Raw genomic sequence first — 13,493 nt, 5'->3', positions numbered from 1 at the left:
TATAATAGCTTATGTAATTATTCGTTACATTTGGGTAGCCCCATTATACGAAATTGCGAGGAATGAAGCAATCTCTGCGGATGCAATGTCTGTAAGCATAGTTCAGAGATTGCTTCGTTCCTCGCAATGACGGACTTTATATAAACATGAAGAGATACCTTTTAGCTTTCGCCTTTCTCCTTTTAACCTTAGCCACTAAAGCGGCCTCCTTATTGCTGCCTATGGATGAGGTGCAAAAAGACCACCTGAAATCGTACGGCATAGCTTTTTGGGTATTAAAAAACGGCGAGGAGGTTGAATGGCTGCTTAATTACCGGGGCGGCAGTTTTATGACCAAGTACAGCAAACAAACCGAAGACGAGTGCAAAATACGCGGTGTAAGCTACGAGGTACTGGCCGATGCCAAGGTAACATCGATACTAACCGAGGTAAGCGATCCATCAGTTAATATGGATATTGTAAAGCTGCAAAAGGCACCTAAAATGGCGGTGTATTCGCCAAAAAACAAGCTTCCTTGGGACGATGCCGTAACCCTGGTGCTTAAATATGCCGAGATCCCCTATGATGTAGTGTACGACGAGGAAGTTATAAAAGGCGACCTGAGCAAATACGACTGGCTGCACATGCACCACGAAGACTTTACAGGCCAGTACAGCAAGTTTTTCGGCGCTTTTAGGTACCAGCCCTGGTATATTGACGATGTAAAAAAACAGGAAGCCACAGCACACCAATTGGGCTTTAAAAAAGTATCTCAAATGAAACTTGCCGTGGTACAGCATATTCATGATTTCTGTAACGGAGGTGGCTTTTTATTTGCCATGTGCTCGGGCACCGATACCTTTGACATAGCCATGGCAGCCTCCAATACCGATATTTGCGAAAGCATGTTTGATGGCGATGCTGCCGATTATAAAGCACAAAGCAAGCTGGATTTTAGCCAAACATTTGCCTTTCAAAACTTTCAGCTGGATATGAACCCCATGTCGCACCAGTTTAGCGATATTGATATGACCAACTACCGCCAGGTTGACCGCACCCGCGACTTTTTTACCCTTTTTGATTTTTCGGCCAAGTGGGATGTGGTACCCAGCATGCTCACCCAAAACCATGATAAGGTAATTAAAGGTTTCATGGGCTTAACCACGGCCTACAACAAAGCCCGTATTAAACCCGATGTAACTATTATGGGCGAAATGAAAACCGGCAACGAAGCCCGCTACATACATGGCGAATTTGGCAAAGGCCAATGGACATTTTACAGCGGCCACGACCCCGAAGACTACCAGCACGCCGTAGGCGACCCTCCTACCGATTTAAAACTTCATCCTAACTCTCCGGGGTACAGGCTGATCCTGAATAATGTTTTATTCCCTGCGGCGAAGAAGAAGAAGCAGAAGACCTAACCCCCCGGCCCCCTAAAGGGGGAGTTTTACTTTGGTTGTTGGAGTTTTTTGCCTTTGGATTTAGTTGTTATTAAATATACCGTTCCGGTTTGGTTTACATAAAGGCCTGGCATATCTCCTGTAAATAAAGCATCAAGTTTTTTAATATTTAATATATCAATTTTAACTCCTGTAGTATCAGAAATAAATCCCCCGTCAATTATATATGAAATCCTGGATGACTTTTTTTCAATGCTATCCACCTTCAGGTTATTTAAGGCAACGAATTTTGGTTTCTTTTTAAAAGTCATTATCAAATTTGCTCCTCTATGACTTCTTGATAATTCTGAACTTGGGTCTTTCAACACAAACACTTCTTTAACATTTTTAGGGTTGATGAAAAGTTTATCCATTTCTACTACCATCGAATCAGCTTCGGGAATGAGTACTTTGGAGGATGAAGATTGGCCGTATACAGCGCAGCTAACTAATAGTAGCAAGATGATTCCAATCCTGTGTTTCATATTTTAAGCAGGTTGCAGAGCGATCATCTAAGTTAGGCAATTCTGTCGATTCAAAAAATTCTTTAAATTCCGGTTCAGACGCGTTCATCCACACATAAAAAGCATTCGTCGGCACACTGGTGTGTTTAATTGCATACCGCTATATGTTTGATGTAAACTTTTATAAACCATAAAAATTACATCATGAAAAAACTGACAAAATCTTATCTGCTATCTGCCGTGGCCGCACTGGTGGTATTGACATCATCGTGCACAAAGGAAGCAGCCCAGTCAACTGAAGACGCAGAAATTGCTGCTTCAAAAACAACGGCATCATCAACCAGCATCCTGGTTGCAGCCTCTACTTCTACTACAACAACCGCTACCGCAGCTGCAAAAGATTCATTGGCGCTGATGAACGCGTGCCCTCCGGGTGGTAAAAAAGACACGGTTGCTTTCAGCGCTTTATCTGCCTCTATTACTACTTACTTAACCACCAACTATGCCGGCTCTACTTTTCAAAAAGCATTTAAAATTGCAAACCGCAGCGGTGTGTTAGAAGGTTATGTGGTGGCCATCAACTTCAACTCAAAACCGGTAGGTTTAAAGTTTGATGCCAGCGGAAACTTTGTACAGGTGCTTGAACAACGCGAACGCCCCGACATAGCCGGCGGACCGGGTTGGCACAAAGGTGGCCGTTTTGAGAACCGCGGCGGCCTCCGTGGCGATACTTTAGCCCTGAGCGCCTTGCCCGCTGCCATTAAAACCTATTTTGCTACCAATTACGCTACCGATACCCTGTTGCATGCCGTGGTGACCCGTAACGATACATCGTACATTATTATCAGTGCTAACAAAGGTTTGTTTGCTACTGCATTTGCCTCAAAACTGGTATTTGTTAAACGTGTGCAGCTAAACCCGCGTCCGGCTAAACATACGCCTGTTGATCCGGCCACTTTACCGGCTGCCATTACTACTTACCTAACCACTACCTATCCAGGTTTTGTGTTAGATAAAGCTTTTGCCCAAAAACAAAATAATGTGGTAAATAAATATGTGGTATTAATTGATGCCAGTGGTACCCGCTATGCTGTGGAGTTTGACAGCACAGGCAAATTTGTAAAAAGCACAGCAGTGAGGTAGTGAATGGTTAGTGTGAATGATTAAGTCATCATAATATTTTATTCAAAGCCCTTAGCAGTCAATTGTTAAGGGCTTTGTTTTTTATAACTTTATACCATTACTTACAACCATGAACCAAATCCTCAACAAACATAACTGGCCACGCAGGCAATCACCCACTACATCAATTGATGATATAGAAAGCCTGGTGGGCTTTAAATTACCCGATGACTACAAAAGCTTTTTACTACATCATTCTGGCTACGAAGGCTTTATTGGACAGGAATTTTTGCGTTTATGGGATGCTGATGAAATTGTAATTAATAACAACGAATATGGTATAACCCAGCAATTAAGCCACACGTTAGGCATCGGCAGTAATGGGGCAAGTGAGTTTATTGCACTGGTAAAATATGATGATGGCTTTGATGTAGTTTTATCACCCTTAATCGACCTTGATGAGGAGTACCACATAACCATAGGCTCATCATTCACCAACTTTTTAGAGCGGTTGGATGCCGGTGAAAACTGGTTTGATCAGCGATAGCCTTAATTATAAAACGTCCAGCTTACGCCAAACTTCAGCAGTTTATCGGGCATGGGGTAACGGTTTACAGTGTAGTAGCCATTACTTTGCAGTCCCTGGTTAGCATAATCATACATCAGGAACAGGTTGGTACGGAACAATGTACCTTTAATATAAGGGGTTATAACCGGGTAGGTTAAAAAGTTAATATCGGTACTGTTGTAAAACTGCCCTATACCAATGGCATAGTTAGGCGCAGTGTAGGATGTATTGTAACGTGCATTTACTCCAATGGCAGCATTTAGCACGCCAAAAAATGTGCGGGTAAAATAAATATTGGCGTAGTTGTAAAACTCGGGAGTGCGTATGGTTGACTGGTAATCAGACCGCTGGTACACAAAATAGTCTTCAAAATGCCAACGGCCTATATCAAAGCGTTTGCCCAAAGCTACTTTTAACAGGTTAAGCGTTGAGCCAAGCTGCGTGGGCACTGCATCAATACCGTTAGCTGTTTGCGATTGGAAGTATTGATAACCGCTCACCAAAAAGTATTCGGCCTTTAAATCGAGCTTGAGTTTTTCGTTAACATAGTTAAACGACAGGTTGTTTATTTGCTGTTTGCCAATGCCGGTATTACGGAAAACATAGTGGTTCGAGATCCAGTTCTTGTAAATCAAAGGAGCCTCGTTATTTTGCACATAAGCGCCGAAAACAATCCTACCGGCCTTTTCGCCGCCCGAAAGGGTAAGTTTGGCATCATACAAATAATCGCCAAAGTTATAACCCTGTACTACCTGCTGAAAATCTCCTTCGAGACCAACTTTATCACTAAAGCGGTAGCTAAAACGGGCATTCAGCTTAATATTTTGATTGGTTGAACCCTGCACCTTACGTACCTGGTTACGCAGGTTGGTACCCTGCTGCAACGAATCGACAATGTACTGGTTGAAATGAAACAAATCGTGCGTTAAACCCACATCCAGCTTAACTTCATTTTTCACAAAGCTTACCGATTTGCCGCGCAGGTAAAAACTGTACGAAAAATCGTTACGGATATTGGTTACGGCTAACGAATCCTGCGATACGGTTGAGTTAAAAAAGTAATCGGGGAATACCTTGAAATTATCAGGCTCGTTTTGTACGAACCTGTATTTTTGAACATTATAGTATAAAGTATGGGCTATACGCTGTGTTGGCAATATCTTGGCAACCTCTTTAGAGGCATTTTGCAAGGTATCAATACGGCCCACATAGTAAAACTGCTTTAAGTAGAAGCCGTTGTTACGGTAGTTGGTATACGAACTGCTTAAACGCGTTTCCAATTGTTGCTTGTCAAATATGGGCTGGTCGGTTACGTTAAAAACATCGCGTGTAACCGCGCCGCTTTCGGGGGCTTTAACGTTATTAAAAAACAAGTTGCCCAACAGGTTATAGCGTTTACTTTTTGATTCGTACCAGGTTGCAATAGCTGCGTTTAGATCGCTCACGTTTTGGCGGCGGTAAAAGCCCCGCGAACCCGTTGAGTTAAAGTTGAAGGTAAAGTTCCAGTTTGGTTTTACGTTTTGGGTATGTACAAGCCTGAATATTTGCTCGGCATTAGGATTGCCGAAAGCACCGCTATAAAACGAAAGATTAGTGTAAGCCACCCTTGCCCGGTAATACAAAATATCTTTAGGACCGATCATGTAGGGATCTAAAGCATGCATACCTACATCAAACCCCACAGTTTTCGCTGGTTCAAAAAGCAGCGTACGCATAGGCAGACCAGTGCTGCCCAAATGTATATAAGGTGTACGCGGCTGATAAAGCGGACTATAATTTTCAAAATTTGTTAAGCCTGTATCCAGCGGAAAAATCTGGGTACTGTCGTTTAACAGCCGCTCGTTGGTTACTTTAATAAATTTTGAGGTATAAATGATGGTATCGCCCTGGTTTTCCTGGCGCTTGCGCACACTATCAATCGACTGGGTACGCGAGCCACGGCCCATTCGAGCCGTATCGGGCGCCGTGGGCCTGGCAGGAACCTGTGCAAACGCAGTTTGCCCCATTGCCGTTACAAACAGGGTTATAAATATATATTTAAGCCGGTTAAGCATTAAGTGTGTAGGTGCTATGTTATGTTTAGAGGTTGTACCGTATTATTAGCTTACTGTTATTCCGAACAATAGTGAGGAATCTTATACGAGCGTTTAGTTTTAGTATAGGATTTCTCTTTATCACTCGAAATGACAACTATTCCCCCCTTACAATCCCGCAATCAGTTCCTTTAAAATTTGCGTTAGTTTGGGTTCGGCACGTTGCGCTATTTCAATAATCTCTTCTATTGATACCGGTTTCAACTCCTCAGGGAAACCTTCGTCTGTTAGTACAGATATAGCAAAAACCGGCAAGCCCATGTGGTTAGCCACAATAACCTCTGGCACTGTACTCATTCCTACTGAATCGCCCCCGATAATCCGCAGGTAACGATATTCGGCACGTGTTTCCAAATTAGGGCCTGTAACCGATACATAAACTCCCTTATGGCAGGTAATATTGTTGGCAGCCGCAATTTGTAATGCCTTTTGGATTAACTTGCGGTCATAAGGCTCGCTCATATCGGGGAAGCGCGGACCAAGCTCATCGTCATTAGTACCAATTAGCGGATTGATGGGCTGCAGGTTAATATGGTCGTCAATCACCATCAGGTCGCCTTTTTTAAAGTCGGGGTTTAACGATCCGCTGGCGTTTGATACAAACAGTGTTTTAATACCCAGCATTTTCATTACCCTAACCGGGAAGGTAATTTGCTGCATATTATAGCCTTCGTAGTAATGCAAACGGCCTTGCATGGCCACTACCTTTTTACCGGCCAGCGTGCCAAAAATTAACCGGCCCGAGTGAAACTCCAGTGTTGAAATAGGAAAACCAGGAATGTTGGCATAAGGCATCTGTTTTTCAATTTCAATATCCTTAACCAAACCGCCTAAGCCGGTACCTAAAATAATTCCGGCTTCGGGTACAAAATCGCCAATGCGGCCTTTAATATAATCAGTGGTGCGTTGTATACTGTCTAACATAGTTATGTATGGTTTTATTAAACTGGTTTTTGCCTTCCTCGTTTAAAAATTTAATGCCAATAGGCAATACCCAAATGGGCAGTTTTTGTACAAGTGGCTGCAAAGCCGGTTCGTGTAAGCGCTGGGCGTCTTTTTCGGTAGTAATAATTACCTTTTTGGCGGCCGTACAGCTGTTAAAATCGTTTGCAAGTTTACCAATATTTTTCAACGTAAATTGATGATGATCGGCATAATTGTGATGTATAACGTTTAAACTGTGCTCATTGATATATGTAAGCAAAGGTTGTGTATTGGCAATACCCGTAAGCAGGAAAACAGTGGTATCGGCATCGGGCATTAAACCAACCGGGCTACCGCTCATATCCTGTAAGGGCAAATAATCAATAGCCGTAAAGTAAACCTGTTCATAGTTTAAAGGTTTTAAAATTTGCAGGGCCTGCTGCTGTTGTTGGGCCGATAGGTTTGACGGGCATTTACTCACCACAAATACATCGGCACGGTAACGGCCTATAAATGGCTCGCGCAGGTTACCCGCGGGTAATAGCAATTTGGAATCGGCAAGGCGGTTAAAATCAAATAACAATATACTCAAACCGGGTGTTACGGCACGGTGCTGAAAGGCATCATCTAAGATGATAAGATCATGGTCAGCAGCTAATTGCTCAATACCATCGGCCCGTTTTTCGCACACGGCCACAGTAACATCCGGAAATTTTTGTTTGAACTGGGCTGGCTCATCACCTATTTGGGTGGCAGTAGAAGCAGATGTGGCAGTTAAATATCCTTTGGTTTGACGACCGTACCCCCTGCTTAGGGTGGCCAGTTTAAGATCGCTTTTTAGCAGGCGCACAAGGTACTCGGCCATGGGGCTTTTACCGGCACCGCCCACCTCTAAATTACCAATAACGATTACGGGTAAATTAAAGGAACGGCTTTTAAATAACCCTGAATCATAAAACCAATTGCGCATGAGCACCACCAAGCCATACAATAACGATAACGGGAAAAGCAGCCAGCGCAAATACTTCATATTAAAACGCTAAAGATACAAAAAGCGAATGATGCGTAGACTTACTTAACAAGCCTTACCGTACTGTAAATTTAAATGGATATTAGCGCAATAGTTACTAAGGAGCAAACCTATTAAAAAACGAATTTCTCTTCGGCCTTGGCGGCATTACGGCGGCCTTCGTCGCAAACTTCAAAGTAAAAAAAGTCGCTTACGTGGCGGGCAACTTTTTGGCCGTTAGCTTCCTGATCATTATACATGATCTTTTGGATACCATACTTAGCCGATTGTGTTCCTTTTTGAAAGTAGGAGATTTGAACGGTATGTTCGTAACTACCTGTAGGATTAAATACAACAGGGAACGTTCCGGGCGATTGTTTGTAACCAGCCTGCAACTTGGTTACGCCTAATTCGGTTTTGAGTTTTTGCAATACTTCGTCTGCATCAGCATCGGCCTCACCATAAGCAATCACCGAGTAAGGCTTATCAAAAGCATTCATGGTGATTTTAATCTTAGCCTTGATTTCTTTGCCGCCGGTTTTAATAACAATATCGCTGGTATCTTTATACAGGTTATAAACACGGTCAATATCCAACTCCGGTTCGGCAGACTTTTTTTGTGCCCACGCCAGGTTGCAAAGCAAAACACTCAGGATAATTACGAAGGATATTTTTTTCATAAATGCTGTTTGATGCCCGTACATAACACACAATAATACAGGAATTATACAACATAACTTAAATTTGCACTCACATATTGCAATAAACGCACAGTTTTATTGCAATTTTATTCCTTCAATGAGTATTAGTTAATAATAATTATAAGCAGCGTTAAAAGTCAAACTTTTCGGGCTTCATGTTGCGCTTGCGGGCGTTGTCGCCTACTTCAAAATAAAAAAAGTCGCTCGAATATTTTGGAGTACCGTTTTCGGCCACTAACTGATTACGGACTTCCATTTTTTTAATGCCGTACCTGGCGTACTGGGTGCCTTTTTGATAGGTAACCACATCAATGTTATTTTCGTAAATGCCGTTCTGGTCAAAGTTAACTACGTTTTTGAGTGTCGATTTTTTGTAACCGGCTTTAACCTTGGCATCGCAAAGCTGATCGATCAGTTCTTCCATATCGCCATCGGCCACGGCTTCGCCATAAATAATTATTCGGTAGGGCTTGTTATGATTATTGTAATTAATAAGCACACGGGCATTAACTTCTTTATCGCCCACAAAAATGGTGGTTTCGGTATTGCCTTTATATTTTTGGTATAAACGGTCGAGGTCTGATGATGCTGCGGTTTGTGCATATATGTTGGTAGAAACCAGCATTATTGCCGTAAAAAGTAGCATAAGCAACGCTTTTGTTTTACCCTGTAAGATATTGTAGGTATTCATCATAGTACAATAATAGCAGATTATGCCTGATAATCGGCACTTTTTAACGGCTTTTTAAGGTTAACTGCATAAGTTATTATCAGCTGTAAGACGCTTTTATTCATCTACCGTTTAATTAAACAATCTTATCACAAAATAGTTACATCAAAAAGCCGACAGTACAGCATAGTTGCAAAGCTTCAGCCCATTACATTAGTGGCCAATTATAATCCTTCAAACAAACCAATTATGCGATTAAACCTTTACGCTGCATGTTCAGCAGGTTTGCTGATGCTTTTTAGTGCCCAAAGTGTATTTTCACAACGCTTAATGGAAAAGCTTGGCCGGGGCGTGGTTGCCATTAACCAGGGCGGTGGCAAGGTGTATGTAGGCTGGCGCATGCTGGGCACCGATCCTGATAACCTTGCCTTTAACCTGTACCGTAGTGCCGGTAACAAAGCCGCTGTAAAATTGAACAGCTCGCCTATTACAGCCACTACCAATTATATCGACGAAAAGATAGACTCTACCGCCAGCGTGAGCTATTTTGTAAAAACCGTATTGAACGGCAAAGAGACCGAAACCAGCAAGCCATTTACCATAGCGGCCAGCAGTGGCGCAAAGCCCTACCTGTCTATACCGCTGCAAACTATGGCGGGTTACAAACCCAATGATGCCTCAGTGGGCGATCTGGACGGCGACGGCGAATACGAAATTATACTGCACCAAACCGGCCGCGGGCATGATAACTCACATAAAGGTATCACCGATAATCCAATCCTCGAGGCTTACAAGTTAGACGGCACTATGCTTTGGCGCATTGATTTGGGCCGAAACATTCGTGAGGGTGCACACTATACCCAGTTTATGGTGTACGATTTGGATGGCGACGGCAAAGCCGAAGTGGCCTGTAAAACTGCCGACGGCACCATTGATGGCAAAGGCAATGTAATTGGCGACTCGACCAAAACCTGGCGCAACAGCGATGGCCACATTTTGCGTGGCCCGGAGTTTTTAACCGTTTTCAACGGACAAACCGGGGCGGTCATTAACACTGTAAAATACGTTCCCTCGTTACACCCCGATACCGAACAACCCACCACCGAGCAAATAAAAGCCATTTGGGGCGATGGTTACGGCAATCGGGGCATGCGCTTTTTAGCAGCCGTAGCTTATTTAGATGGCAAGCACCCCAGCCTCATTATGTGCCGGGGCTACTATACCCGCACCGTTATTGCAGCCTGGGATCTGGACAATGGCAAACTGAAACAACGCTGGGTATTTGACAGCGATGCCAACGCCGAAAACCGTCCGTTTAGAGGCCAGGGCAACCATAACCTTACTATTGCCGATGTTGACAATGATGGTAAAGACGAGATCGTATATGGAGCCATGGTGATTGATGATAACGGCAAAGGTTTATACAGCACGGGTACCGGCCACGCCGATGCCCTGCACGTATCAGACCTTGACCCAAACCGACCAGGGTTAGAGGTTTTCGATATTCAGGAACGCTTTGGAGATGCCGGGGCAAACTTCAGAGATGCGCGTACCGGCCAAATGATATGGAAAATACCATCTGTTAAAGCCGGCGAAGATGGCGAGGGGCCAGGTCGTGGTTTATCCTTGGATGTTGATCCGCGTTACCCGGGGTTTGAATCTTGGGTGGCCGGGGCTGGTATTAGCGGTATGTTCGATGTCAAAGGCAACAAAATTTCGGAGCGCAACCCATCCGTTAATTTCGGTATTTTTTGGGATGATGATATGCTCAGCGAACTGTTGGACGGTACCCGCATCAGCAAATGGGATTATCAAAACTCCAGAGCCAATATTATGTTCAATGCTGCAGATTACAATTGCGTAAGCAACAACGGCACCAAGCAAAACCCCGTACTCAGCGGCGACATACTGGGCGACTGGCGCGAAGAAGCCATTTACGCCACCCGTGACGGCAAGGAACTACGCATATTTACTACCACCATTCCCGCCAAAAACCGCTTTTACACCTTTATGCACGACCCACAATACCGCCTCAGCATAGCCTGGCAAAACGTGGCCTATAACCAGCCGCCTCATACCAGCTTTTTTATTGGGCAGGATATGAAAACACCGCCGAAGCCGAATATTGTAGTTTTAGAGGGGAAGAAGTAACTTCTTCTTTTTTCAACCTCGTCATTGCGAGGCAGAGATGGGCATTGCGGAGCCGCCGAAGCAACCCGGAAGTTTAGTGCAGTAACTCAAGTTGGTGCAGTGTACCTCCAGATTGCTTCGGAACCCAATGCTCATTTCCACCAGTTCCTCGCAATGACGAAGGTGATTATTTGTCGAAACCAAACAAAACGCCGCATCCACTTATTATTCCATTCATGATCAAATACCAAAACCTCAGCGGCATATCAGGCGTGGAATCATATGATGTGGGCGACGATTATATCAAGATACTCTTTCAGGGTGGAGAAACTTATTTGTACTCGTACGATCATCCGGGCAAAGAGCATGTGGAGCGTATGAAAGAACTGGCTGCTCAGGGCCAGGGTTTAAGTACCTACATTGCACAACATGTAAAGGATGAGTATGATGCCAAATTATAATTGGCAGCGTTATAATCCTAATACTCTAAAAACTGGCTTAGCGTTGCTTTTAGCTTCACCAACAAGTAAAACCTGCGTAATAATATACTGGCAAGGGCATAGTTATTCTTGCTTATGCATATTAACCCGTATCTTTGTTTACAAATAGATTTAACCTATGTTAAAAGGATTTTTTGATGTGCCGGTGCCGCAAAACGAGCCGGTATTAAACTACGGTCCGCGTAGCATTGAGCGCGCCGCGTTGAAAGCCGCACTGGCCGAAGGCCGTGCGCAGGTAACTGATATACCTATGTACATTGGTGGCCAGGAAGTTCGTACCAACAAAACCATTGAGGTGCGCCCGCCACATGATCATAAACATTTATTGGCCAATGCGCACGAAGGTGATGCAAGCCATGTAAAAGCCGCTATTGATGCAGCCCTGGCCGCTAAGGCCAACTGGGAAAACCTGCCCTGGGAACAACGTGCTGCCATATTTTTAAAAGCTGCCGATCTGTTGGCCGGTCCTTACCGTGCTCAGATCAATGCAGCTACTATGCTGGGCCAGTCAAAAAACGCCTACCAGGCCGAAATTGATGCCGCTTGCGAGTTTATCGACTTTTTGCGCTTCAACGTGCTATACATGACCGAGATATACGCGCAACAGCCTCTATCATCAAAAGGTATGTGGAACCGTTTGGAGCACCGCCCTTTGGAGGGTTTTGTGTTTGCTATTACTCCGTTCAACTTTACTGCTATTGCAGGTAACCTTTGCGCTGCTCCTGCCCTTATGGGTAATGTAGTAGTTTGGAAACCCGCCCCTACTCAACTATATGCTGCTAACGTGATTATGCAGGTATTTAACGAGGCGGGTGTACCTCCGGGTGTTATCAACCTGATAAATGTTGACGGCCCTGTTGCGGGCGATATCATATTCAGTCACCGCGATTTTGCCGGCTTACACTTTACCGGTTCAACCCATGTATTCCAGAATTTATGGAAGATTATTGGTAACAACATCAGCAATTACCGCAGCTACCCACGCATTGTGGGCGAAACCGGTGGTAAAGACTTTGTATTAGCTCACCCAAGTGCCAACGCCGAAGTAGTGGCTACAGCTTTAGTACGCGGTGCGTTTGAATACCAGGGGCAAAAATGTTCGGCTGCATCACGTGCTTACATTGCTAAATCATTATGGCCTGCAGTAAAAGAAAAGATGGTAGCCGATTTGGCCACCATAAAAATGGGCCCTACCGAAGATTTTGAGAACTTTGTGAACGCGGTTATTACCGAAGCATCGTTTGACAAACTGGCCAAATACATTGACGAAGCTAAAGCTAACCCTGATGCGGAAATTGTAGCCGGTGGTACTTACGATAAATCGGTTGGTTACTTTGTGCAGCCTACCGTTATTGAGGTTAAAGACCCTTACTATGTAACCATGTGCGAAGAATTGTTCGGTCCGGTATTAAGCGTTTACGTTTACGAAGACGAGCAGTTTGAGGAAGTGATGAGCATTATCGACAATACATCGCCATATGCTTTAACCGGCTCTATTATAGCGCAAGACCGTTATGCCATTACACAAGCCACAACACGCTTACGTAATGCAGCAGGTAACTTCTATATTAATGATAAGCCAACAGGCGCCGTGGTTGGCCAACAGCCGTTTGGTGGCGCAAGAGGTTCAGGCACTAACGATAAGGCAGGCTCTATGCAAAACCTTCTGCGTTGGACGTCACCACGTACCATCAAAGAAACCTTTGACCCACCTACCGATTACCGCTATCCGTTTTTGCAGAAAGAGGTTTAAGAGAGAATCAAGAGTACAGAATCAAGAATACAGATTTTGGCTCCTTATAAACAATAAAAATGCCATCCCGAACTTAAGTTTGGGATGGCATTTTTGGTTAAAAGATTTCTGTCTTGATTCTATACTCTTGATTCCTGA

12 protein-coding genes are annotated in these 13,493 nt (G+C 44.0%); 6 read left to right on the top strand and 6 right to left on the bottom strand.

Features of this window, described 5'->3' with window-relative positions; all coding sequences use genetic code 11:
- Nucleotides 1–146 precede the first annotated feature (146 nt).
- A complete protein-coding gene (locus QE417_RS19320; protein WP_376717534.1) occupies nucleotides 147–1,403 on the top strand; it encodes an asparagine synthetase B in 1,257 nt (418 codons plus the stop codon).
- A 26-nt stretch (nucleotides 1,404–1,429) separates the two neighbouring features.
- On the opposite strand, the gene QE417_RS19315 is transcribed toward QE417_RS19320, so the two are convergent.
- Nucleotides 1,430–1,906, bottom strand: coding sequence for a hypothetical protein (locus tag QE417_RS19315; protein ID WP_311952540.1), 477 nt, complete (start codon nucleotides 1,904–1,906; stop codon nucleotides 1,430–1,432).
- Nucleotides 1,907–2,089: 183 nt separating this feature from the next.
- Here QE417_RS19315 and QE417_RS19310 point away from each other — a divergent pair, with 183 nt between their 5' ends.
- Nucleotides 2,090–3,028, top strand: coding sequence for a PepSY-like domain-containing protein (locus tag QE417_RS19310; protein WP_311952538.1), 939 nt, complete (start codon nucleotides 2,090–2,092; stop codon nucleotides 3,026–3,028).
- Between the two features lie 109 nt (nucleotides 3,029–3,137).
- Complete coding sequence (locus tag QE417_RS19305; RefSeq protein WP_311952535.1) at nucleotides 3,138–3,554, top strand: SMI1/KNR4 family protein; 417 nt, start codon at nucleotides 3,138–3,140, stop codon at nucleotides 3,552–3,554.
- Between the two features lie 2 nt (nucleotides 3,555–3,556).
- Here QE417_RS19305 and QE417_RS19300 read toward each other — a convergent pair whose 3' ends face one another.
- The 5 genes from QE417_RS19300 to QE417_RS19280 form a co-directional block, all read right to left on the bottom strand.
- Nucleotides 3,557–5,629, bottom strand: coding sequence for a putative porin (locus QE417_RS19300; RefSeq protein WP_311952532.1), 2,073 nt, complete (start codon nucleotides 5,627–5,629; stop codon nucleotides 3,557–3,559).
- Nucleotides 5,630–5,776: 147 nt separating this feature from the next.
- Entirely contained in the window at nucleotides 5,777–6,592 is an 816-nt protein-coding gene (locus QE417_RS19295; protein ID WP_311952529.1) for a purine-nucleoside phosphorylase, read from the bottom strand.
- Nucleotides 6,564–7,622 carry a tetraacyldisaccharide 4'-kinase gene (gene lpxK, locus QE417_RS19290; protein ID WP_311952527.1) on the bottom strand — a complete coding sequence of 353 codons (1,059 nt, stop codon included), beginning with the start codon at nucleotides 7,620–7,622 and terminating at the stop codon, nucleotides 6,564–6,566. Before lpxK ends, QE417_RS19295 begins: the two co-directional genes overlap by 29 nt.
- A 113-nt stretch (nucleotides 7,623–7,735) precedes the next feature.
- Nucleotides 7,736–8,281: a hypothetical protein gene (locus tag QE417_RS19285; RefSeq protein ID WP_311952526.1), complete on the bottom strand. Its 546-nt coding sequence runs from the start codon at nucleotides 8,279–8,281 to the stop codon at nucleotides 7,736–7,738.
- Between the two features lie 151 nt (nucleotides 8,282–8,432).
- On the bottom strand, nucleotides 8,433–8,996 hold the full coding sequence (locus QE417_RS19280; protein ID WP_311952522.1) for a hypothetical protein: 564 nt from the start codon (nucleotides 8,994–8,996) through the stop codon (nucleotides 8,433–8,435).
- A 225-nt stretch (nucleotides 8,997–9,221) separates the two neighbouring features.
- Between QE417_RS19280 and QE417_RS19275 the strand changes: the two genes are divergently transcribed.
- From QE417_RS19275 to pruA, 3 genes are all read left to right on the top strand, one after another.
- On the top strand, nucleotides 9,222–11,123 hold the full coding sequence (locus QE417_RS19275) for a rhamnogalacturonan lyase (protein WP_311952520.1): 1,902 nt from the start codon (nucleotides 9,222–9,224) through the stop codon (nucleotides 11,121–11,123).
- A gap of 215 nt (nucleotides 11,124–11,338) precedes the next feature.
- Nucleotides 11,339–11,563 carry a hypothetical protein gene (locus tag QE417_RS19270; RefSeq protein WP_311952517.1) on the top strand — a complete coding sequence of 75 codons (225 nt, stop codon included), beginning with the start codon at nucleotides 11,339–11,341 and terminating at the stop codon, nucleotides 11,561–11,563.
- Nucleotides 11,564–11,720: 157 nt separating this feature from the next.
- Nucleotides 11,721–13,355, top strand: a complete 1,635-nt coding sequence (gene pruA / locus QE417_RS19265) for an L-glutamate gamma-semialdehyde dehydrogenase (protein ID WP_311952514.1) — start codon at nucleotides 11,721–11,723, stop codon at nucleotides 13,353–13,355.
- Nucleotides 13,356–13,493 lie beyond the last annotated feature (138 nt).

Source organism: Mucilaginibacter terrae (assembly GCF_031951985.1).
Classification (GTDB): domain Bacteria; phylum Bacteroidota; class Bacteroidia; order Sphingobacteriales; family Sphingobacteriaceae; genus Mucilaginibacter; species Mucilaginibacter terrae_A.
The sequence above is the reverse complement of the archived record's forward strand: the minus strand, read 5'-3'. Positions and strand labels throughout refer to the sequence as shown.